Source organism: Aureimonas flava (assembly GCF_003583935.1).
Taxonomy (GTDB): domain Bacteria; phylum Pseudomonadota; class Alphaproteobacteria; order Rhizobiales; family Rhizobiaceae; genus Aureimonas; species Aureimonas flava.
On record NZ_QYRN01000006.1, the window covers coordinates 299,743 to 320,893 of the forward strand.

The 21,151-nt window shown below is 68.8% G+C and carries 18 protein-coding genes; 2 read left to right on the forward strand and 16 right to left on the reverse strand.

What is annotated here, in order from left to right:
* Nucleotides 1-63 precede the first annotated feature (63 nt).
* Genes D3218_RS13275 through D3218_RS13320 form a run of 10 tightly spaced genes read right to left on the reverse strand, consistent with a single transcriptional unit; the run spans nucleotide 64 to nucleotide 11,757 of the window.
* Nucleotides 64-903 carry an MTAP family purine nucleoside phosphorylase gene (locus D3218_RS13275; RefSeq protein ID WP_119540558.1) on the reverse strand — a complete coding sequence of 280 codons (840 nt, stop codon included), beginning with the start codon at nucleotides 901-903 and terminating at the stop codon, nucleotides 64-66.
* On the reverse strand, nucleotides 900-2,207 hold the full coding sequence (locus tag D3218_RS13280; RefSeq protein ID WP_119540559.1) for an amidohydrolase family protein: 1,308 nt from the start codon (nucleotides 2,205-2,207) through the stop codon (nucleotides 900-902). Before D3218_RS13280 ends, D3218_RS13275 begins: the two co-directional genes overlap by 4 nt.
* Nucleotides 2,204-2,920, reverse strand: coding sequence for an MBL fold metallo-hydrolase (locus D3218_RS13285; protein ID WP_119540560.1), 717 nt, complete (start codon nucleotides 2,918-2,920; stop codon nucleotides 2,204-2,206). Before D3218_RS13285 ends, D3218_RS13280 begins: the two co-directional genes overlap by 4 nt.
* Nucleotides 2,917-3,903 (reverse strand): ABC transporter ATP-binding protein, encoded by a 987-nt coding sequence (locus tag D3218_RS13290; protein ID WP_119540561.1) that lies wholly within the window; start codon nucleotides 3,901-3,903, stop codon nucleotides 2,917-2,919. Before D3218_RS13290 ends, D3218_RS13285 begins: the two co-directional genes overlap by 4 nt.
* The gene (locus D3218_RS13295; protein WP_119540630.1) at nucleotides 3,900-4,904 is read right to left on the reverse strand and encodes an ABC transporter ATP-binding protein; all 1,005 of its coding nucleotides are present in this window, start codon (nucleotides 4,902-4,904) and stop codon (nucleotides 3,900-3,902) included. Before D3218_RS13295 ends, D3218_RS13290 begins: the two co-directional genes overlap by 4 nt.
* Nucleotides 4,905-4,915: 11 nt before the next feature.
* Nucleotides 4,916-5,770, reverse strand: a complete 855-nt coding sequence (locus D3218_RS13300) for an ABC transporter permease (protein WP_119540562.1) — start codon at nucleotides 5,768-5,770, stop codon at nucleotides 4,916-4,918.
* A 3-nt stretch (nucleotides 5,771-5,773) separates the two neighbouring features.
* Nucleotides 5,774-6,691 carry an ABC transporter permease gene (locus D3218_RS13305; protein ID WP_119540563.1) on the reverse strand — a complete coding sequence of 306 codons (918 nt, stop codon included), beginning with the start codon at nucleotides 6,689-6,691 and terminating at the stop codon, nucleotides 5,774-5,776.
* A 59-nt stretch (nucleotides 6,692-6,750) separates the two neighbouring features.
* Entirely contained in the window at nucleotides 6,751-8,265 is a 1,515-nt protein-coding gene (locus D3218_RS13310; RefSeq protein ID WP_119540564.1) for an ABC transporter substrate-binding protein, read from the reverse strand.
* 4 nt (nucleotides 8,266-8,269) lie between these two features.
* The gene (locus D3218_RS13315) at nucleotides 8,270-10,354 is read right to left on the reverse strand and encodes an alpha-amylase family protein (RefSeq protein WP_168990517.1); all 2,085 of its coding nucleotides are present in this window, start codon (nucleotides 10,352-10,354) and stop codon (nucleotides 8,270-8,272) included.
* On the reverse strand, nucleotides 10,351-11,757 hold the full coding sequence (locus D3218_RS13320) for an amidohydrolase family protein (protein ID WP_168990518.1): 1,407 nt from the start codon (nucleotides 11,755-11,757) through the stop codon (nucleotides 10,351-10,353). Before D3218_RS13320 ends, D3218_RS13315 begins: the two co-directional genes overlap by 4 nt.
* Before the next feature lie 320 nt (nucleotides 11,758-12,077).
* On the opposite strand from D3218_RS13320, the gene D3218_RS13325 reads away from it, so the two are divergent.
* A complete protein-coding gene (locus D3218_RS13325) occupies nucleotides 12,078-12,995 on the forward strand; it encodes a LysR family transcriptional regulator (protein ID WP_119540567.1) in 918 nt (305 codons plus the stop codon).
* A gap of 191 nt (nucleotides 12,996-13,186) precedes the next feature.
* Here D3218_RS13325 and D3218_RS13330 read toward each other — a convergent pair whose 3' ends face one another.
* The 5 genes from D3218_RS13330 to D3218_RS13350 all read right to left on the reverse strand — a co-directional run bounded on the left by D3218_RS13330 (nucleotide 13,187) and on the right by D3218_RS13350 (nucleotide 19,526).
* Nucleotides 13,187-14,182 carry an ABC transporter permease gene (locus D3218_RS13330; RefSeq protein WP_119540568.1) on the reverse strand — a complete coding sequence of 332 codons (996 nt, stop codon included), beginning with the start codon at nucleotides 14,180-14,182 and terminating at the stop codon, nucleotides 13,187-13,189.
* Nucleotides 14,166-15,659 carry a sugar ABC transporter ATP-binding protein gene (locus tag D3218_RS13335; protein ID WP_119540569.1) on the reverse strand — a complete coding sequence of 498 codons (1,494 nt, stop codon included), beginning with the start codon at nucleotides 15,657-15,659 and terminating at the stop codon, nucleotides 14,166-14,168. The genes D3218_RS13330 and D3218_RS13335 overlap by 17 nt, the downstream gene beginning before the upstream one ends.
* A gap of 82 nt (nucleotides 15,660-15,741) precedes the next feature.
* The gene (locus D3218_RS13340) at nucleotides 15,742-16,926 is read right to left on the reverse strand and encodes a substrate-binding domain-containing protein (protein ID WP_119540570.1); all 1,185 of its coding nucleotides are present in this window, start codon (nucleotides 16,924-16,926) and stop codon (nucleotides 15,742-15,744) included.
* Nucleotides 16,927-16,997: 71 nt separating this feature from the next.
* Complete coding sequence (locus tag D3218_RS13345) at nucleotides 16,998-17,912, reverse strand: alpha/beta fold hydrolase (protein ID WP_119540571.1); 915 nt, start codon at nucleotides 17,910-17,912, stop codon at nucleotides 16,998-17,000.
* Nucleotides 17,913-18,707: 795 nt separating this feature from the next.
* The gene (locus D3218_RS13350) at nucleotides 18,708-19,526 is read right to left on the reverse strand and encodes an alpha/beta fold hydrolase (RefSeq protein ID WP_119540572.1); all 819 of its coding nucleotides are present in this window, start codon (nucleotides 19,524-19,526) and stop codon (nucleotides 18,708-18,710) included.
* Nucleotides 19,527-19,562: 36 nt separating this feature from the next.
* On the opposite strand from D3218_RS13350, the gene D3218_RS13355 reads away from it, so the two are divergent.
* Nucleotides 19,563-19,889 (forward strand): ArsR/SmtB family transcription factor, encoded by a 327-nt coding sequence (locus tag D3218_RS13355; protein WP_119540573.1) that lies wholly within the window; start codon nucleotides 19,563-19,565, stop codon nucleotides 19,887-19,889.
* Between the two features lie 512 nt (nucleotides 19,890-20,401).
* Here D3218_RS13355 and D3218_RS13360 read toward each other — a convergent pair.
* Nucleotides 20,402-21,133, reverse strand: a complete 732-nt coding sequence (locus D3218_RS13360; protein ID WP_119540574.1) for a Crp/Fnr family transcriptional regulator — start codon at nucleotides 21,131-21,133, stop codon at nucleotides 20,402-20,404.
* Nucleotides 21,134-21,151: the final 18 nt, after the last annotated feature.

Genomic DNA, 21,151 nt, shown 5'->3' on the forward strand with positions numbered 1-21,151 from the left:
TCGCGCCGGTGTTCGGGCGCGTGACGGACCGACCCGCGAGGCGTCGATCCCCAGGCCGGGAGCCTAGCGGAACAGGCTGATGTGCTTCCGGGACCACTCGGGCGGCGTGCCGTGGAAGCCGCCGGCCAGGGCATTGCCGCAGTTGCAGGTGCGGTCCGGCGAGACGCTCCCGATCGCGGCGATCAGCGTGCGCTCGATGAGATCGTGCAGGCCGCCGCGATAGTAGGTGTCGTTCATCGAGCCGGGACCGAAATGCACCACCGCGGGAGCCATGCCGGCTCCGAAGTTGATGACCGGCGCGATCGAGGCGAAGCACATCTCGGCCTCGCGGGCGAACACCACTTCCGGCACCATCGGCGTGCCGACGATGTCGCCGCCCTCGCGTTGGAAGGCTCGGATCTCGGCCGGGGTCTCGAAGCGCGGACCCTCCGTGCACACGAAGACGCCACGCTCGATCACCCGTTCGCTGTGGGCCTTGGCGGCCGCGATCAGGTCGGCCCGCAGGCGGGGGCAGAACGGATCGGTGAAATCCACCCGGACCCAGCAGTCGCTTCCGTCGAAGAGCGATTGGGGGCGCGCACGGGTGCGGTCCAGGAAGTCGTCGGAGATCACGATGTCGCCCGGCCGGATCGCCGGATTGACCGAGCCGATGGCGTTCTGCGAGATGATCGACTCGACGCCCAGCTCGCGCAGCGCCCAGATGTTGGAGCGATAGTCGATCTTGTGGCTGGGAACCGTGAGGTTGGGCCCGTAGCGCAGGATCACGGCGGCGGAGCGCTGGGCGATCGTGCCGAGAAGGACCGTGGCGGTTCCGAAGGGCGTCTTGACCTGCTCCTCTTTCCGGTTCTCCAGAAGACGCTCGGATGCGGCGCTGGTGATGAGGCCGATGGGCGCTTGGGTCATGCGATTGTTCCTGTTGGGTGGGAGGTGCCGCGGCGGGGGGATGGGCGGGTCTCGCGGTCGTCCGCGAGCGTGAGAGCGCCGTGCTCCACCACGAAGCGGCCCGCCACCATGACGTCGCGGACCTCGCGGGGGGTGATGCGGTAGACGAGATCCGAGACGACGCGTTCGGGCGTCAGTCCTTCGGGGTGGTCGATCTCCAGGACCACGAGATCGGCGGCCATGCCGGGCAGGAGGCGGCCGGTCTCCCGCTCCATGCCGAGGGTGCGCGCGCCTTCGCTCGTCGCCATCCGGAAGGCGTCCGCGGCGTTCATCGCAAACCCGTCGAGGCTGGAGACGCGCTGCAGGAGCACGGCCAGCTTCATCTCTTGGAACAGGTCGAGCCGGTTGTTGGAGACGACGCTGTCCGTGCCGAGGCCCACCGGGACGCCCGCGCGGCGCAACGCCGACACGGGCGCGATGCCGCTTGCGAGCTTGGCGTTGGAGGCGGGGTTGTGGACGACCGCCGCGCCCGTCTCGGCCAGGATGTCGATCTCCTCCTCGTCCACCCAGACGCAATGGGCGAGGACGGTCGATCGGTCGAGCAGGCCCAGCCGGTGGAGGTGGCGGATCGGCGTCGCGCCGTAGCGCTCCAGGGTGATCCGCGTCTCCGCCCGGTTCTCGGAGGCATGGATGACGAAGGGCAGGCCGCGTTCGCGGGCCGCGGACTTGACCTCGATCAGGAGGTCGGGCGTGCAACTGTAGGGGGAATGCGCGCCGAGATAGAAGCGGGCGAGACCGTCCGCCCCGTGCCGGGCCATGGCCTCGTCCGTTTCGTCGAGCGCCAGCGGCCAGTTGGGACGACCGGCCGGCCGCAGTTCGGGCGAGTTGGCCAGCGCACCGGACAGGGACCGCAGGCCCATCTCGCTGGCGACCTCGGCGAAGACGCCCGCGCCGTAGCGCGTGCAGTCGCAGGCGGTGGTGATCCCGTTGCGCAGCATCTCCGCCACCGCGAGGCGGCAGCCCTGTCGATTGTCCTCGATCGTCAGGTGCGAGGTCTGGGACCGGAGCGCCGCCGCCCACTGGAACAGGTCGCCGTCGTCGCAGGCGCAACGGCATGCCGACAGGCCGCCATGGGTATGCGCGTTCACGAGACCCGGTATGACGACGCGCCCGCCGAGGTCGCGGCGCGTCGCCGCGGTCCGGTCGGGCGGCAGGTCGGCGAGTGCGCCGCTCCACGCGACGCGCCCGTCCTCGATCAGGATCGCCCCGTTCGCGAACGCCGCCTCGCCGGTGTGGACGAAGGCGTTGTGAAGGAGAAGGCTCATCGGGCGACCTCCAGCGCGATCGCGCGACCATCGAGGTTCACGGTCACCGTCTCGGCCAAGGCGCCGGCCTCGACCACGCGTCCGTCGCGGATCGTCAGCGGGGCGTCGTGACCCGGCAGGACGATGTCCGCCAGTTCGAGGATGCGAGCGATGCTGCGGGCCGAGGCGGCCTCGTTGAAGCTGCCGGGCGCGCGCCCCGACACCGCATCGCCGCGATGCTTGAGAGCGTCCTGGGCGAGCACGACGCGAACGCCGTCCTGCACCATCCGCAGCGAGGCATGTCCGCCGGTATGGCCGGGGGTGGGGAAGAAGGTGACGCCCGGCAGGGGCTCGAACTCGCCTTCGACCACGCGAAGGCGCGCATGGGCGAGCAGCCCCTCCACGAGGTAGCGCGGCACGGCCGGGTCGCGGTGCTTCTCGCGCTCGAAATACGCGATCTCGTCGGCATGGACGACGACCTCGGCATCCGGAAAGCATTCGACGTTGGCGACGTGGTCGAAATGCAGGTGGCTGAGGATCACCCTGTCGATCTGCGCGGGCGTGAGGTTTCTTTCCGCCAGCGCCGCGAGCAGGCCCGGGCGGTCGCCCGGACCACCGGTGTCGAACAGGGCGTGCCGGCCCTCGCTCGACAGGAGGATCACGGAACTCCAGCCGAGATAGCCGCGGGACGTGCGGCCGGGAAACCCGACCAGGAGAGGGTCGAAGCGGGTCATGGGGCGGCTCGGTCGAACAGATGGCAGGAGACGCGGTGTCCGGGCGACAGCTCGACGGAACGGGGGGCCTCCTCGCGGCAGCGGGGGCCGACCTCCGCCATGCGCGGGCAGCGCGTGTGGAAGCGGCAGCCGGTCGGGGGATCGATCGGGGAGGGGACGTCGCCCTCCAGGACGATGCGCGTGCTGCGCGCACGCGGGTCGGGCCGCGGGATCGCGGAGATCAGAGCCTGCGTATAGGGATGGGCGGGCGCCGCGAAGAGACGCTCCTTCGGCGCGATCTCGACGAGCTGGCCGAGATACATGACCCCGATCTCGTCGGAGATGTGCTTCACCGCCGCAAGCCCGTGGGCGATGAAGAGATAGGACAGGCCCATCTCGCGCTGGAGGCGTTTGAGGAGGTTCAGCATCTGTGCCTGGATCGAGACGTCGAGCGCCGAGACGGGCTCGTCGCAGACGATGAGCTTGGGCCGCAGCGCCAGGGCGCGGGCGATGCCGATGCGCTGGCGCTGGCCGCCGGAGAACTCGTGGGGAAAGCGGCCCGCGTGGGCGGCCGGGAGCCCCACCGCTTCCAGGAGCGCGGGAACCTTCTCCTTCGCTCCCGCGACGCCGTGGATGCGAAAGGGCTCCCCGAGGATCTCCCGCACGGTCATGCGCGGGTTGAGGGACGCGTAGGGGTCCTGGAAGATGATCTGGATCTGGCGGCGCAGGCGACGCAGGCTTGCGCCGTCGATTTCGGCCATGGTCCGGCCCTCGAAGGCGATCGCGCCGGCGGTCGGCTCCTCGAGGCCGACGACGAGGCGGCCGAGCGTGGACTTTCCGCAGCCGCTCTCGCCCACGAGGCCGAGCGTCCGTCCGGCGCACAGCGGGACGCTGACGCCTTCCACCGCGTGAACCCGCTCGCGGGCTCGCCGCAGGAAGCCCCGACCTTTGACCGGGTAGTGCTTGACGAGATCGCGGATCTCCAGAAGGGGGGCGTCGGTCATGAGAAGGCTCCCGGTCGGGCGAGGCGGTCGGCGGCCAGGAAGCAGGCCGCGCGTCGCCCGCCGTCCAGCTCCCGAAGCTCGGGGGTCTCGCGCCGACACCGGTCGAAGGCGTATCGGCAGCGCGGCTCGAACGGGCAGCCGGGCGGACGCTCGGTGGGGCTCGGCACCTGGCCTTCGATGGCGAAGAGTTCGTCGACCGCCTCGTCGAGCTTCGGGATCGAGGCGAGAAGCCCCTCGGTGTAGGGATGGGCGGGTGCGTCGAAGAGATCCGTGACGCGCGCCTCCTCCACCACGCGCCCGGCATACATCACGACGACGCGGTCGCACATCTCGGCGACGACGCCCAGATCGTGCGTGATCAGCATGATCGCCATGCCGAGCTCGGCCTTGAGCTTCCGCAGGAGGTCGAGGATCTGCGCCTGGATGGTGACGTCGAGAGCGGTGGTCGGCTCGTCGGCGATCAGGAGGCGGGGATGGCACGAGAGGGCGATGGCGATCATCACGCGCTGGCGCATGCCGCCCGAGAGCTGGTGGGGGAACTCGTCGGCGCGCCGTTCGGGCGCGGGAATGCCGACCTGCCGGAGCATGTCCACGGCCCTGGCCGCCGCTTCCTTTCGCGACAGGCCGCGATGGAGGCGGAACGCCTCGGCGATCTGGTCGCCGACCGTGCGGACGGGGTTCAGCGAGGTCATCGGCTCCTGGAAGATCATGGACAGCCGATCGCCGCGCAGGCGGCGCATCTCGGCGGCGCCGAGCCCCAGGATGTCCCGGCCCTCGAACAGGATCTCGCCATGGGCGTAGCGGCCGGGCGAGGGCACCAAGCGCATGACGGACAGGGACGTGACGCTCTTGCCGCAACCGCTCTCGCCGACCACGCCGAGCGTTTCGCCCGCATCGACGTGAAGGCTGACGCCGTCGACGGATCGCACCTCGTTGGCGCCTCGGCCGAAATAGGTCTTGAGGTCGCGGATCTCGAGGATCCGACGGGACGCATCGGGCATCGTGTCCACGGTCAGTTCTCCACCTGCGCGAGACGCGGATCCAGGAGGTCGCGCAGGCGATCGCCCACGAGATTGATGCCCACCACGGTGACGAAGATCGCGATGCCGGGAAACGCGGCCACCCACCACGCATTGCCGATGTAGTTCCGGCCGTCGGCGATCATCGTTCCCCAGGTCGGCGTCGTCGGCGGAACGCCGAGGCCGAGGAAGCTCAACGAGGATTCGAACAGGATCATCTTCGCCACGAGCAGGCTCGAGATCACGATCACGGAGGACATGATGTTGGGCAGGAGATGCCGCACGAGGATGTACGGCGTCGAGGCACCCAGCGAGCGTGCGGCCTGCACGTATTCCCGCTGCTTCAGGATGAGGCATTCGGCCCGCACCACGCGAACGTATTGCACCCAGTTGGTGAGCCCGAGGACCAGGATCAGGTTCCACAGGCTCGGCCCGAGAACCGCCACCACCGCCAGCGCGAGCACCAGGAAGGGGATCGCGAGCTGGATGTCGGTGAAGGCCATGATGACGCGGCCGGAGCGGCGGTCGTCGTAGCCGGCCACCAGCCCGAGCGCGATGCCGACCGTGGCGGAGACGGCGACGGATGCGACGCCGACCAGGACCGAGACGCGCGCGCCGACGACGAGGCGGCTGAAGACGTCGCGGCCGAGCGCCTCGGTCCCCAGGAGATGGAGGCCGCCGCGCCCCTCCCACATCGGCGGCTTCAGCCGTTGCAGGATGCTCTGGGCCTCGGGATCGAAGGGAACGATCCACGGCCCGGCGATCGCCGCCAGGACGACCACCGCGACGATCGCGAGGCCGAGGCCCGCCAGCCGGGAGCGGAAGAAGCGGCGAAGGAAGATCCCCATGGCTCACCCCTTCCGAAGGCGCGGGTCGAGCAACCCGTAGGTCGCGTCGACCAGGAGGTTGATCGAGACGATCAGCGACGCCATCAGAAGGACGAAGGCCTGGACCACGGTGAAGTCCCGGTTGGAGATCGCCTGTATGGCCAGACGCCCGATGCCCGGGTAGGCGAAGATCTCCTCGGTGATCACCGCGCCGCCGAGCAGAGCGCCGACCTGGAGGCCGATCACGGTCAGGGTCGGGATCGCGGCGTTGCGCAGGGCATGGCCGAAGACCACTCCGTTTTCCGGCACCCCCTTGCCGCGAGCCGTGCGGATATAGTCGGACTGCAGCACCTCGATCATCGAGGAGCGCAGGAGCCGCGTGATGATCGCCGTGGAATAGGCCGCAAGGGCGATCGATGGCATGACCAGGTTCTGCCATCCGTCCCGGCCCGAGGGCGGCAGCCATTGCAGATGTTCGGAGAAGATCAGGATCAGCATGATCGCGAGCCAGAAGGTCGGGAAACTCTGGCCCACCAGCGAGACCAGGAGACCGACGCGGTCCAGGAGCGAGCCGCGGTAGACGGCCGCCGCGATGGCGAGCGGCAGCGAGACCAGAAGCGACAGCGCCAGAGCCGACGCGCTCAGCTCGAGCGTCGCGGGCATGCGGTCCAGGACGAGCTGCATGGCGGGCTGGTCGTAGCGCAGGGAGCGCCCGAAATCGCCCTGGAGCGCCTTGGCGAGGAACTCGAGATACTGGACCGGCAGCGGGCGGTCGAAGCCCATCTGCGTGCGGAAGCGCGCGATCTCCTCGAGCGAGGTCTCGGGCGGAAGGTAGAGGGCCGACGGATCGCCGCCGAGCCGCACGAGCAGGAAGACGGCCACCGATACGCCCAGCAGGACCGCGGCGGCGTAGACCAGTCGGGATAGGATGTAGGCGATCATGGCGATCTCTCGTCTTTCGCCGGGCAAGGCGGGCGCGCCTTGCCCGGCGCTCGCGGCGGCTACTCGAAATGCGCCTTGCGCAGGTCGATCATGCTGTCCGTCCTCGGGTGCCAGTCGAGCGTGCGGTCGAGCGCGTAGATGAGCGGGGGTTGGATCATCGGCAGGTGGGGTGCCTCTTCCTTGATGATCGCGGCGGCCGCCTCGTAGGCCGAACGGCGCTGCGCCGGGTCGAGCGTGGAGCGGCCCGCCTCCAGCAGGCGGTCGAGCTCGGGATTGCCGTAGTAGCTCTGGTACTGGCCCGAGTGCAGGAGCGGGTACCAGACGAGATCGGGATCGCGCCCGCTCCAGCCCGGGAAGGTGATGCCCTCGCGGCCCTTCTGCTCCGACACCTGGGCCCAGACGCCGGGTTCGAGATACTCGATCTGCGCCGTGATGCCGACATCGGCCAGGAAGCCCTGCGTCGCGGCGATGATCTCGGCATCCTTCAGGAACCGGCCCTGGCGCGACATCAGCTTGACGGTGAAGCCGTCGGGGTAGCCCGCCTCGGCGAGCAGCTGCCTGGCCTTGCCCGGATCGTAGGGATAGGCCTCCCAGGCGGGATCGTAGAAGGCGGAGCTGGCGGGAAGGGTCAGCGCGATCCGCTCCCCCAGCCCGTTCAGGAGCGCCTCTTGGATCGCGTCGACGTCCACGGCGTAGTTGATCGCCTGACGCACGAGCTTGTTCTGCAACGGCCCCTCGCGCGTCGTGTCGAAGGCCAGGAAGTAGAGGAAGTCGCTGGCGATGTTCTCGATCTTGCCGCCGTTGCGCTCGACCGAGGGAATGTCCTCGGGCGGAACGTCGACCGCGATGTCGACCCCGCCCGACGACAGCTCGGCGATGCGCGTGCGCAGTTCCTTGATCGGCCGGAAGATCGCATGCCGGATCGCGGGCGCGCCGCCCCAGTAGTCCGGATTGGCCTCCAGGACCAAGCGGTCGTCCTTGCGCCATTCGACGAACTTGTAGGGACCGGTGCCGACGGGCCGGCTCGCGAGGATATCGGGACCGTTCTCCGCGACGTACTTCGGCGGCACGATCAAGGCCGCGAAGGAGGCTTCGTAGAGCGAGAAGAGCATCGTGGGGAACGGCTTCTCGGTCTTGAAGTCGACCGTGTGGTCGTCGACGACCTCGACCGACTTGATCTGCGCGATCCGCGAGAGGTAGGGGGCCTTGAACGCCGGATCGAGCGCGCGGTCGAACGAGAACTTCACGGCCTGAGCGTCGAAGGGCTCTCCGTTGTGGAAGCGCACGCCCTCGCGCAGATGCAGGCGCCAGGTCAGCGGGTCCGGGTTCTCCCAGGACGTCGCGAGCGCGGGCCTGAACTCCCCCTTCTCGTCGATGGTGACGAGCGCGTCGTAGATCTGGAACAGGATGTTCGCGGTCGGAAAGGCCGAGTGCTTGGCCGGATCCAGCGTGTAGGCGTCGGCGGGCTGGGCCACGACGATCGTGTCCTTCGGCGCCGCCGTCGCGGGGCCCGATAGGCAGGCGGCAAGGCCGATCGATAGGGAAGCGAGGCCGGTCCTCGTCAAACGGAACATGCGGTCACCTTTCTTCGGCGGGGGCGCCAGCGGCGTTGGGAAGCCGGGCGGTGGGGTCTGGGATGAGCGCCATCGCGGCGAAGGTGTCGAGCTTCGCGATCTCGATGACCAGCTCGTCGCCTTCGCGCCAGGCGGCCGGCGCGTCGTCCGCGTCGAGGCGGACCACCTGCGTCGCGGCGCAGCGCACGCGGATTTGGAAGCCCGCCAGCGAAGAGGTTCGCGTGTGGGGCGCCAGAGCCGGCGCGGCGCCGTTCAGGAGATGCAGCAGCCAGCCGTCGCGGTGGCTCTGCAGGGCGAAGTCCACCGTGGCCGGTGCCGAACCTCCGATCGGGGACGGCCCGCAGCACCGCGCGACGAGGGCCTCGAACACGGCGGCATGGTCCGGGCTGCCGTATCGCGCGAAGAGCCCTCCGATCCGCCACGTGATCCAGGCGTGGTGGCCGAGGCCGACCGTGCCCTCGAGCAACCCCGGTTCGCGCCCTTCGCTCGGCACGACGGTGAACTCGGGCGCGTTGTTGGCGAAGGGGCCGATCAGCCGCATGTCGCCATCGGCGGGCGTGTCGGGCGTCCAGAAGTCGCCGGCGACGCCGAGCAGCTCCACGCCGCCGATCGCCGCGCGGAGGTCGTCGCGACGAAGGCTGAGATAGGCGCCGTCGGCGTCGCGCGGCTGTCCGGGAAGGGCGCCGAGCGCCGTCAGCACGGGGTGCGCGCGCGGCCTGCCCCAGGCGTCGCATCCGCCCGTGTCGGCCGTTGCCAGGAGCGTCTTGCCGCGCTGTGCGGCAAAGGCGTCGAGGGCGGCGACGTCCGCGTCGCCGAGGCAGGATACGGCGGGCAGTATCACGAGGTCGTAGCGTTCCAGCTCCCGCGCGCACAGCCCGCCGGCGGCGAGGACGTCGAACGGGCGCCGGGCCGCCGACAGCATCTGCACGACACCGCGGAACTCGGCGACATGGCCCATTGCGGGGCCCCGGTCGGACAGGCGCGCCGCGTCCGGCCCCCAGGCCACGCTCTCGGGCGAGCGGACCACCGCGATCCGCGCGACGGATTCCAGCCCCTCGTACCAACCGGCATGACGAGACTGGTAAGCGCCGAAACCTTCCAGCGCCCCGACGAAGCGCGCGTCGCCGCTGCGAAGCCGTCCGTTGGCCGCTGCGGCCGGCACGGCGCGATGGGCGATCGCCTCCGCCATGTTCCGCACGAGCCGATCGCTCGGCATGGCGGTCTGACGGCTGGCGAAAAACTGCGACGTGGTCTGGATCAGGAGGGGCGGAACGTCCGGCTTCAGGGCCCTCGCGAACAGGGCCTCCTCGGTCGTCCAGTGGCTCCAGACCGGCTGCGGATCCACGGGGTTGGGGATCACGGGGTTGGAGATCTGGACGCCGACGATGTCGGACGCGGCCGCCATGGCGCGGGCGTCCCAGCCGTCCCGCAGGTGGTGGTAGGGCACCAGCGCCGCCTCCGGCCGATGGGCGCGGATGAAGCGTTGCAGGCGGTGCGTGTAGTCCGCCAGCGTGCGCTGCCGCCATGTCTCGTAGGCGGGGCTGCGCAGGCCTTTGGGGGGAACGTCCTCGCCGGTCGCCTCGCGCACCAGGCGGCGGCATCGCTCGCACCAGCAGCGCGCGATGTGGAAATAGTTGTAGAAGAAGCCGTCGGGACGATAGCCGGACAGGATCTCGCGCACGATCTCGAAGTTCTCTTCCTGCCAGAGCGGGCCGGTGGCGCAGATCATCGGCATCGCCCAGACCTCGACGAGCTCGCCCGCCGCATCGTGCACGTACCAGTCCTCGTGCTCCGCGACGGCGCTGCGGGCCTTGCTGATGTCCATGCGCACGAAGGTGCGAAGGCCGGCCCGCGCCGAGGCGTCGAGATAGTTGCCGAGGAAGTCCCCTTGCATGAAGGGGTTGATCGTCTGGGAGCGGCGCCGGGTGGGATACCAGGCCGAGAAGCCGCCGCCCATGGCGATGGTCGCGGTGGCGCCCACCGACTGCGCCTCGGCCACCAGATCGGCTGGGTCCAGACCCACGGCATCCTGCTCGCGCAGGAGGTGCTGGAAGAAGCGTTGCGGGCGGCGGGTCCAGTCGAGGGTCACGCGGCGATCTCGCATGAGGAAAGAAGACGTCGGCGCATGCGGCGGATCGGTCCGTCGAGGCGCGAGGCCGCCGCGTAGACGTCCTGGTTGTCCCGGCGCCTGCGGTCGGAGAGCTCCTGTGCCTCGGCGAACAGGGAAGGCTCGTCGACGCTCGTGCATCGACCGTCGCGCAGGACAGCGCGGCCGTCCACGAAGACATGACGTACCGCTCCCCCGGTTTCCGACAGGACGAGCTGGCGGACGGGATCGCTCAGCGGCACGAAGGCGGTGGTATCGAGATCGAGGAGGCAGACGTCGGCCGCCATGCCCGCATCGAGGCGTCCCGCGACCTTGCCGAGCCCGATGGCGTCGGCGCCCCCCTCGCAGGCGAGGCGCAAGGCCGTTCCGGGCTGGATCCAGCGCGCCGGATCCTCCGCCTCGTCGTTGTGGAGGATCGCGGCCCACTTGAGCGTTTCCAGCATGTTGCCGCTGTCGTTGCAGCAGGCGCCGTCGGTGCCCAGGCCGACCCGTATGCCCGACCGCAGGAGCCGGGGCAGGGGGCATCGGCCGCTTGCGAGGCGCACGTTGGAGACCGGATTGTGGATCACGGCCGCGTCTCTCTGCGCGATGCGTTCCACGTCGCCCTTCGCCAGCCAGTTCGCATGGACGAGGTTGCTGCGCGAACTCAGGACGCCCAGGTCGTCGAGATAGGCCAGCATGCCGCCGGGATGCAGCCGACGCCCCATCTCGGCCTGGGCTCGGGTCTCCAGCACATGCATGTGGGCGATCGTCTCGTGGCGCCGGGCGAAGTCCTCCGCCATGACCAGCAGCTCGGGCGTGCAGCGCTGGGGGCCCGACGGTCCGATGCCGACGGAGACGAGAGGGTCGTCGCGCCAGCGCGCGGCGAAGGCCTCCACGATCTCCACCTGACGTCTGGCCGGAAGCGTCGGGCGCGCGGCGTAGCCGGCGACCTCCTCGCCGCCGAAGTCGGCGGAATCGAGCGGCAGGGTCTCCAGGAGCGGCTTGTCGGCCACGACCGGCGCGATCACCGCGCGCATGCCGGCATGCCGATAGGCCTCGGCCGTCGCGTCGAGAAGGTCGCCCTCGATGTCGGGAGCGATGCGGATGTGATCGAGGACGGTGGTCGTCCCCGTCCTCAGCATCTCCACCGCGCCCAGCAGCGCGGAGACTTCCACCTCCCGCGCCGTGCGCCGCTCGCTGCCCGCCGACGCATGAAGCGACCAGAGCTCGAGGGGCAGCATGGGCGCCGAGCCGCGAACGAGATTGTAGGGCGAGTGGGTGTGGGCGTTGACGAAGCCCGGAACCGCAAGAAGCCGACGGCCGTCGATGCGCTCGTCCGCCTGGTCCGGCACCACGGCGTCCGCCGGCAGAAGGGCTGCGATCTGGCCCTTCTCGAACACCATCGTCAACCGCTCCGGCGCGGAGGCCTGCCCGCCTCGAAGGCAGAGAGTGTTGGAGATGACGGTTCGCATGACGGTTGGGGCCAAGGTCGCAGGAGTTGAACGGGGTCAGGGGACGCCAGAACGAACGGCGTGATAAGGTGTCCAAACGAAAATCTCTATTTCCGCGGCCGAGCGCATGGAACGGTCCCGGATGGTATGCTTGTTGCACCCCCGCGCGCACCGGACATTGGATGGCGGTAATCTGCACAGTATCTATGCAGAAGCGGAAACGGATGCTTCTCGTGGGGCGTCGGGAGTATTATGGAGGCAGAGGCGACTACATGCCCGCCGATCGCTTACACGACATCGAAGCCTTCGTCCGCGTGGCGGAACTGGAGAGTTTCACGGCTGCGGCCGAGGTTCTCGGCGTTTCGGTCTCCAGCGCGACCAAGGCGATTCGTCGGATCGAGACGGGACTGGGTGTCGAACTCTTCCATCGCTCGACACGGCATTTGCACCTGACGGACGCCGGCGCGCGCTACTATGCCGACGGCGTCAAGCTGCTGGCCGATTTCGAGAACGCGCAACTGGCCGTGCGCGACGCGAACAGCAGGCCGGCGGGTACCGTGCGGCTGGCGTTGCCGCCCGCCTTCGGCCGGCGTTCGCTGCTGCCCCTCGTGTCCCAGTTCTTCGAGCGCTACCCCGAGATCAAGCTCGACGTCCGCTTCAAGGATCAGACCGCCAATCCGATCGACGGCGGCTTCGACCTCGCGATCCATTCCGGGCGCCTCGCCGATTCCCGCCTCGTCCACCGCACCCTGATCCGCGGGCCGCAGAAGACCGTGGCCTCGCCCGCCTATCTCGAACGACACGGCGTGCCGCGAACGCCGGCGGAGCTGTGCGAGCACAACTGCATCGTCGGGCGGTTCGGCTCGACCTGGCGCTTCCGCGACGGGAAGGGCGACGAGCTGGCCGTCCGGGTCTCGGGCAACCTCCAGACCGACAGCGGCGACGTCCTGCGTCAGGCCGCCCTGGTCGGTCTCGGCGTTTCGCAGGCGACCTGGTGGCTGTTCAACGCCGATCTCCAGGCCGGGCGTCTGGTCGCGTTCCTGAACGAGTTCGAGATCGAGGCCGATCCGATCTATCTGATCTTCCCCGCGAGCCGGAACATCGCCGCGCGCGTGCGCGTGGTGGCGGACTTCTTCCTGGAGGTCGTCCGCGCGCTGCCGAGGGAGGAGCTGCCGAACGGGCAGCCTTGAGGGACTGCCGGGCGTTCGGCCAGGCGAGAGGATGGAGATTTGCCGGAAACGGCGTTCGGCCCGGCGCGGGCAGCGCTCCCGTCTTTGGAACGGCCGCGACCGGGCGCTCGTCCGCGCCGTCCGCCTCGGTCGGGACCCCAAGGGCCGGCAGGCCATCGGGGCACGCGTGTTTCGATGGAGATCGGCCCGCGTCAGGCGGACGCGCGCTTTCGGCCGAATGCGACGGCCAGGACGATGAGGGCGCCTGCCACCATGTTCTGCTCGCTGACGTCGAGGCCCATGATGATGAGGCCGTTGTTGATCGTGCCGATCAGGAGAGCGCCGACGAAGGTACCGATGATCGTCGCCTTGCCGCCGAAGAGCGACGTGCCGCCGAGGATCACGGCCGCGATCGCCGCGAGCTCGGCGCCGGTGCCGAAATTGTAGCGCGCCGTCTGCATCATGCCGGAATAGAGCATGCCCGCCACCGCGCCGGCCGCGCCCGAGATCAGGAAGCAATAGAGCTTGATGCGCTTGACGGGCACGCCGGAATACTGCGCCGCGACGCGGTTGCCGCCGGTCGCCAGCACCTGGCGTCCGAACGAGGTGTAGCGCAGGACCACGTGGCCGAGGATCGCGGCGACCAGCGACCAGATGAAGAGCGAGGGAACGCCCGCGACGTTGCCGGAACCGAAGATGCCGGTGAAGCCGGTGTCGGCGATCGGCACGGGCTTGGTATAGGTGAGGCGCATGTCGAGGCCGCGCACGAACTGCATCATGCCGAGCGTGACGAGGAACGATGGGATGTTGACGACGGTGACGAAGAAGCCGTTGACGGCGCCGACCGCGAGGCCCGCCAGGATCGCCGCCGCCACGCCGCCGACGATGCCGAAACCGGCCTGCATCACCAGCGCCGCGACGAGCGCCGACAGCGCCGCGGTGGAGCCGATCGACAGGTCCAGCTCGCCCGCCGCGATCACGAAGGTCATCGCGATCGCCATGACCGCGATCATCGATGTCGTGCGGGTGATGTTGAAGAGGTTGGCGGTCGTCAAGAAGCCCTTGTCGCCGATCATCACGGCGAAGAACAGGATCACGGCCGCGAAGAAGAAGTAGACGACGAAGTCGCTCCACTGGACGGGCGGGCGCGTGACCGCCGGCTTGACGGATGCGGCCGGTGCCGCCGATGCGTTAGCCTTGGACTGCATGGTGCAGCACCTCCTCCGATGCGATGTCGCGGCGTTCCATGGTTCGGACGACCATGCCGTCGTGCAGCACGACGAGGCGGTCGCTGAGGGCGAGAAGTTCTTCGAACTCCGAGGAGATGACGAGGACGGCCGTGCCCCGGTCGGCGATCGCGCGCACGATCGCCACGATGTCGGCCTTGGCGCCGATGTCGACGCCCACCGTCGGCTCGTCGAGGATCAGGAGGCGCGGGTTGCGGGCGAGCCATTTCGCCAGCACCACCTTCTGCTGGTTGCCGCCCGACAGGAGGCGCACGACCTTGCCGAGCCCGTCGGTGCGGATCTTGAGGTCGCGCACCGCCGCCTCGCCTTCGCCCGCCGCCTCGCGGTCGCGCACGAAGAGGCCGCGCCCGAAGCGTGCGAGGCTCGGCAGCATGAAGTTGTCGTGGACCGTGTGTTCGAGCACGAGACCCTGACGGCGCCGATCCTCGGGCACCAGCGCGACACCGGCGGCCATGGCCTCGGCGGTCGAGGTCACCGCCTTGCCGTCGACGCGGACGCTGCCGGACGTGATCGCGCGCACGCCGAAGATGGCCTCGGCGATTTCGGTGCGCCCCGAGCCCATCAGGCCCGCGAGGCCGACGATCTCGCCGGCCGCGACCGAGAAGCTCGCGCCCCGCACGCGGTTGCCGACGTCGAGACCATCGACTTCGAGCACCGGTTGGGCGGCGGGGTCTCGCGCGCGCTCGCGATAGGCGAGCGATGCCACCGAGCCCGAGCCCAGCATCGCCTCGATCAGCCCTTCCATGCCGACGTTGCGGCATTCGTCGGTGAGCACCGTCTGTCCGTCGCGCATCACCGTCACCCGGTCGCAGATCGTGAAGATCTCCGACATCCGGTGCGAGATGTAGACGATCGAAATACCGCTATCCTTCAGGCGCCGGGCGATGCGGAAGAGCGACTGCGTCTCGGTCTCGGAGAGGGAGGAGGTCGGCTCGTCCATGATCAGGACGCGCGCGTTCTTGGACAGGGCCTTGGCAATCTCCACCATCTGCCGCGCGCCGGTGGACAGGAGCTCGACCGGCGTGCGCGGATCGATGTCCTCGCCGAGGTCGGCCAGGATCTCGGCGGAGCGGCGCCGGGCGGCCCCGTCGTCGAGCAGGCCCCCGGCGCGGCGCGGTTCGCGGTGGAGGAAGATGTTCTGCGCGACGGTCAGCGTCGGCACCAGGCTGAGTTCCTGGAAGATCATGGCGACGCCCGCCGCCTCCGCCTCCAGCGGCGTCTGGAAATCGAGCGTGCGCCCGTCCAGCGTCAGGATCCCGGCGTCCCGCGCGTAGACGCCGGTCAGGATCTTCATCAGCGTCGACTTGCCGGCGCCGTTGCCGCCCATCAGGGCGTGGATCTCGCCGCGGCGCAGCTCGAAATGGGCCTTCTTGAGGACCGGGACGCCGCTGAACGACTTCTCCATGTCCCGCATCTCAAGGATGGTCGCGTCCTGCATGCCCTCTGGCTCCTCGATGCGCAGCGAACGGCGGCGGGATCGGCGGGGCGGAAGCGGCTCGAACCGCTTCCGCCCGCCCTCGTCAGTTGGACAGGGCGGCCGACATGTCGGCCGGCAGGTCGTGGCGGTAGATCGTCTTGTAGGACGCCGGCAGGTTCTCGCGGTTGACCGCCAGCGGCGGCACCACGACGTAGGGCGGCGTGCTCTCGCCGATCAGCGCCAGCGCGCCGACCTTGGCCTCGGCCGCCCCCTGGTCGTAGGGGCGCTGCGAGGAGATGCCGGCGATGAATCCCTTCCCCGCCATGTTGGCTGCGACGATCTGGTCGAAGTTCTCGCAGACGATCTTGAAGTTTTCCGGCGACAGGCCGGCGATCTGGGCGGCGGTCGCCGCGCCCATCGCCGGAATGCTCCAGGAGCCGTAGAGGCCGTTCAGCGTCGGGTAGCGGGCCAGCAGCGCCTGCGCCACCTCCTGGCCCTTGTTCGGGTCGTCGTGGCCGGCGGCGGCGACGAGCTTGACGTCGGGGTATTTCGCCATCAGGCGGGCGACGAAGCCCTCGTAGCGCAGGTTGGTGACGTAGAAGTCGTTGGCGAAGTACATGGCCGCGACGTCGCCCTTGCCGCCGATGGCACGGGCGAGTTCGTCGGCGATGTACATGCCGAGCGCCAGGTTGTCGGACGAGACGATCGAGACGTAGTCCTTGCCCGGATCCATGCCGTCGACCGCCTGGTCGATGAAGACGACCTTGGTGCCGGCATCGGCGATGCGCTTGTAGGCGGCCGCCGTGGTCTGGCCGTTCAGCGGGATCGAGACGAGGAGGTCGGGCTTCAGGACCGCGATCGAGTCGAGGTCGGAAATCTGCTTGGCGTCGTCCCAGTTGGCGTTGGTCTCGGCCACGACCTCGATGCCGAGCGAGGCGAAGGTCTCCTTCAGGCCGTTCAACTGCTCCGACGCCCAGTCGTCGCCCAGCCAGCCGAGCGAGATGGCGACCTTGAAGTTGCCGGCCTTCACCTTGTCGATCTGCTCCGGTGTGAGCTGGATCGAGGAGCCGAGCACGCCCTTCTCGCCGCGCTGGCCGTCGCTGACCACGGTGGAGGACAGGTCGTCGACCTTGGCGAGTTCCAGCGTCTTCTCGCTGGGTGCCTGGTACCAGAGCGGCTGGTCGAGGTCGGCCGCGATGTTGTCGGCCGCGAACGCGGCCGGGGCGAGCGCCGAGCCGGACAGGAGCAGGACGGCGGCGCCAACGGCCGCGCGCTGGAACATGCGCATGGATTTCCTCCCAGAAGATCAGGTTTTGGTGTCGGGGGCGCGCCGGTATCCTCCCCGGCGCGCCGAACGTCTCAGGCTCGGTTCAGCATGAACTCGCGCAGCATGGTGGCGAGGCGTTCCTCCGCCTCCCACGCGAGGCTGTGGCCGCATTCCTCGAAGACCTCGGAGCGCTCGACGCCCTCGGAGACCTTCAGCATCTGGTCGCGCACCAAAGGCCCGAAGAACTCGGGCGCGCCGACCGTCATGATCGGGAGCGTCAGCTTCTGCTGCTTCAGCTCCTTATTGATGCGCCCGTTCTTCAGGCCGGCGCGGTAGGTCTCGAGGCAGCCGCGCAGCCCGCCGGGCGCCGACAGGCGGGCGATCCACTCCGAGATCGCCTCGTCCGAGATCGCGGTCGGGTTCCAGGTCTCCGCCTTGATCCAGAACTCCCAGAACTCGCGCTCGCGTCCCTGGATCAGCATCTCGGGCAGGTGGGGGATCCAGAAGAACGGGATGTGCCAGACCCACACACCCTGCTGGCGATACTGGGCGGAGATGTTGTCGGGCGTGAAGTTCGACCACTCCTCGAGCCCCTCGCCCGACAGGAGCATCTCGCAGAACGACAGGGTCCTCACGCGCTCACGCTGCGTGGCGGCGAGCACGTAGGCGAACTCGGCGCCCCGGTCCTCGCCGTGCAGGTGGAAGCGCTCGTGACCGAGCTGCGTCATCAGCTCCGCCATGTCGTTGGCGTTGGTCAGGCTGTCGTAGCCCTCCTCGACCGGGGGCTTGTCGGTGTAGCCGAAGCCGCGCAGGTCGGGGGCCACCACCGTGAAGTGCTCCGTGAGGAGCGGCACGAGCTTGGCCCAGTAGTAATGGGTCTTCGGCGTGCCGTGCATCAGGAGCAGCGGCTCGCCCTGGCCCGCCGTGACGTAGTGCATCCGGATGCCGTTCACCCGCGCGCGGCCGTGCTTCACCGGCCGGCCGGCGTGATCGACGATCTCAACCATGGTTCCTCCCCATCGCCACGAGCTTCGTGCGGCCAGCCGTCTGTCGCGGCGGTTCGCGCTCGATGAGCACCGGACCATGAATTGCGCCGATTGAACTTTATGTCAACTAGAAAAACATATGTTCAAGCGTTAGCGTGTGATCCCCGGGTGCAGCCATCGTTGACGCGCTGAGCGCGTGCGCCTCGACGACGCGAAGGTCGAGCATCCAGCCGAAGCGATCGCGCGGGATGGTTAGATGTCGAAGCCCTCACGAAGCCGCTCGCGTCCTCGTGCGAGACGCACCGCCCATCGACGTTGCGGATTCGTGGACGGCAGAAGCGGCGACCGCCTGCTCTTCGCTGGAACCAAATGAACGGTGTGCATTCAGCCCTGCAAGAAGTGCTCGGCTCGAGTGCGGTCATCGCAGCGCGGGGTGGCGAGCGGGTTTGGGCTACGCGGACGGAATGGCGGCTCGGCGGCAAGTGTCGAGTCCGGGTATCCGGACGACCCGGGCGATCGGCCACCATCCGTCCTCGATCCGGCGATCGAGCACGAGGTGGACGGCCGACGCCAGCCCGAACAGGCCGGCGTCACGGCCTCTGTGGGACGAACCGGGAAACCATCGTCGCGACAGACAAGACGCGAGCCGCTGGGTGCGTCGTCGGGAATTGATGAAACCGGCCCGGATCGAAGGCTGCTCGGCGGAGATCGGCGTCTTCGCTCCCCCATGGCCGATCGGGCACCTTGGCTGGAGACCGGTCGTCGGGCCGGACAGATGACGCGATCGGTCGTCGCCCCGTCGCCCCGTCGCTTCCGTCAGCAGTTCGCGATCTGGTTCAGCACGGCGGCCACGATCGCCTCCGGTCGGTCCTCCTGGACGAGGTGCCCGGCGTTCGGGATCTGAATGCAGGGCTTTCCGGATATCCGGTTTGCCAACGCTTCTCCCTTCGCAGGCGGGATCCATTCGTCCCGCTGCCCCCAGAGAACCGTGACGGGGCAGTCCATACGCCCATAGAGCCCTTCCACCTCGTCGGTGAACCGCTGGTCCATCTGCGCGATCTGGCGGTAGAAGGCTGGTTGGCCGACCGGCCCCAGCCATGGCGTGGTGTAGATGTGCAGTGCCTCTTCCGACAACGGCTCGTGTGCTGCCGTCTGGAGATAGGCCCTGAGGATCGCTCCGTGCAGATAGTCCGGCATGCCGGCGAAAGCCGCCTCGTGTTGGCGCGCATGCTGCACGAGGGGGGAGCCCCAGGGCGCGAGCGCGACGGCGTCGAAGATCGTCAGCGAGGCGTATCGCAGGCCGTCGAGATAGTAGGCCCGCAAGGCCGTGGCGCCGCCGAAGTCGTGCGCGAGGATGTCTGGGCGTTCGAGGTTCCATTCGCGGAGCAGGGCCGCCAACGCCTTGTTCTGCACCGCCAGCGAGACGTCCTGCCCCTCCCGCATCTCGGATTGTCCGTAGCCGATCAGATCGAAGTAGTAGACGGTTCGATGGGCGGCGAGCATCGGTGCGATCCGCCGCCAGACCTGCGAGGAGAAGGGGGTGCCGTGAATGGCGACCAAGGGCGGCCCGTCGCCGATCCGGCCCCAGCGGACGGCATTCCCATGGATGATCGACGTGTTCGGGAGTTCCAGCATTGCCTCGTTCACATTGTCACTTGGCTATATGAGCATATGACAAGCAGCGAAGACAGGGAAACCCAGATCAAGGCGCTGGCGAGCGAGGCGCGGCTTGCGATACTTCGGGTCCTGGCCGACCCGAAGACGCATTTCGCGCATCAGCGGTCGGCCGATCCGGTCGAGGTCGGCGTGTGCATGACCCTCATCGCCGAGGCGCTGGGTGTCGCCCAGCCGACGGCCAGCCGCCATCTCCACATCCTGAGGCAGGCGAAGTTCGTCACCGTGCGGCGACATCTCAAGTGGTCCTACTGCCAACGCGACGATCGTCGTATCCAGGAGCATTTGGACTGGCTGTCGGGCGAACTGCTGCCGAAACGATGACCAGCCCGGAATGGGCGCGCAATCGTTCGGCCGCGCGGGCTCGGTCGATGTCGTCGGTTTCGGCGCGTCCGACATCGTCGCGCGCGATGCACGGCTGACGTTCGGCAGTTTGACGTTCCGCAATTGCCGGGGGCGCTTCGTCATCCCGGCCGACCCGTTCGGCGGCGGCCAGTACGTCTGCCCCCACCACCGCGACGGGCCGGAAACAGTGCGGGAGCAAGGAGCGCGCCGTCGCTCCGTCCCGATGCGAGCAGCCCTTCCCAGGGTCATGAAAGCCCCATCGCGCAGGGCGTCGGATGCGAATGCGCCTGGCGGCGAGGGGCTTCCGTTCGTGGCGGTTGCCGGTCGTCCGCATGGCCTGCCCGGACAGACGCGCTCCCGACAGGCGGGCGCACGGTTCCCGGCGTTGATCGCCGCATCTCGGCCGGTCTCCACGCGCGGCACGTCCAAACCGCCGTGCCGGCCACGCACGAAGCCCGCGTCGGATCCGTCCCGTTTTGACGCACGCGGCATCAGTCAAGGGGATAGACCCCGTGCATCACGGTGTCGAAATGCTCTTCGATCGCCGTGGTGCAGCCGCACGCCGTCTGACGCAGGACGTCCTCGTTCCTGACGATGAAGAGGCCCCGGCGGGTCTCGATCGTCCCGTCGTCGCGTAGGCGCTTGATGACCCTTGTGACGAAGGTCCGTCCGACGCCCAGCACGTCGGCCAACTGCTCGTGCGTCATGCGCAACTCGTGGGTCTGCGTCCGGCTCATCGCCGCGAGCAGCCACTTCGCGGTTCGCTGGGCGATGGTGTGCGTGGCGTTGCAGGCGGAGGTCTGGAACACCTGGGCAAGCAGGCAGTCGGAGTAACGCGAGAACCAGTGGCGCAAGGCGAGGGAATCGAGCTTTGCCTGTTCCAGCGCCGTCGTCTTGATGCGCAGGAACCGACCGCCGTGGCGCACGCGCGCCGTGGCGTAGGCGGGGACTTGGCCGTTTGAGACGATGCCGCCGACAGCGCCTTCGGAACCGACGAGGGCGACCTCCACGGTGGTATGGCCGTCGTTCATCCCGATGCAGAAGGCGGCCATGGCACCGCCGCATGGGAACCAGGTGTGGACGACGTCCTCTCCGGCCTGCTGGAGGATGTCATGGGCATTCAGCTCCAGCACCTTCATGTTCGGGGCGAGGCGCCTGCGGTCGTCGTCGTTGAGCGTACCCAGCAGAAGGTTGCTGGCGAAATCGTCGGCGGTCGGAACCAAGCCTCTCCTCCCATTCTC

Excerpts from the sequence above, each read along its gene's own strand:
- D3218_RS13275 (WP_119540558.1), bottom strand. The coding sequence starts at position 903 with ATGACCCAAGCGCCCATCGGCCTCATCACCAGCGCCGCATCCGAGCGT.
- D3218_RS13280 (WP_119540559.1), bottom strand. The coding sequence starts at position 2,207 with ATGAGCCTTCTCCTTCACAACGCCTTCGTCCACACCGGCGAGGCGGCG.
- D3218_RS13285 (WP_119540560.1), bottom strand. The coding sequence starts at position 2,920 with ATGACCCGCTTCGACCCTCTCCTGGTCGGGTTTCCCGGCCGCACGTCC.
- D3218_RS13290 (WP_119540561.1), bottom strand. The coding sequence starts at position 3,903 with ATGACCGACGCCCCCCTTCTGGAGATCCGCGATCTCGTCAAGCACTAC.
- D3218_RS13295 (WP_119540630.1), bottom strand. The coding sequence starts at position 4,904 with ATGCCCGATGCGTCCCGTCGGATCCTCGAGATCCGCGACCTCAAGACC.
- D3218_RS13300 (WP_119540562.1), bottom strand. The coding sequence starts at position 5,770 with ATGGGGATCTTCCTTCGCCGCTTCTTCCGCTCCCGGCTGGCGGGCCTC.
- D3218_RS13305 (WP_119540563.1), bottom strand. The coding sequence starts at position 6,691 with ATGATCGCCTACATCCTATCCCGACTGGTCTACGCCGCCGCGGTCCTG.
- D3218_RS13310 (WP_119540564.1), bottom strand. The coding sequence starts at position 8,265 with ATGTTCCGTTTGACGAGGACCGGCCTCGCTTCCCTATCGATCGGCCTT.
- D3218_RS13320 (WP_168990518.1), bottom strand. The coding sequence starts at position 11,757 with ATGGTGTTCGAGAAGGGCCAGATCGCAGCCCTTCTGCCGGCGGACGCC.
- D3218_RS13325 (WP_119540567.1), top strand. The coding sequence starts at position 12,078 with ATGCCCGCCGATCGCTTACACGACATCGAAGCCTTCGTCCGCGTGGCG.
- D3218_RS13330 (WP_119540568.1), bottom strand. The coding sequence starts at position 14,182 with ATGCAGTCCAAGGCTAACGCATCGGCGGCACCGGCCGCATCCGTCAAG.
- D3218_RS13335 (WP_119540569.1), bottom strand. The coding sequence starts at position 15,659 with ATGCAGGACGCGACCATCCTTGAGATGCGGGACATGGAGAAGTCGTTC.
- D3218_RS13340 (WP_119540570.1), bottom strand. The coding sequence starts at position 16,926 with ATGCGCATGTTCCAGCGCGCGGCCGTTGGCGCCGCCGTCCTGCTCCTG.
- D3218_RS13345 (WP_119540571.1), bottom strand. The coding sequence starts at position 17,912 with ATGGTTGAGATCGTCGATCACGCCGGCCGGCCGGTGAAGCACGGCCGC.
- D3218_RS13350 (WP_119540572.1), bottom strand. The coding sequence starts at position 19,526 with ATGCTGGAACTCCCGAACACGTCGATCATCCATGGGAATGCCGTCCGC.
- D3218_RS13355 (WP_119540573.1), top strand. The coding sequence starts at position 19,563 with ATGACAAGCAGCGAAGACAGGGAAACCCAGATCAAGGCGCTGGCGAGC.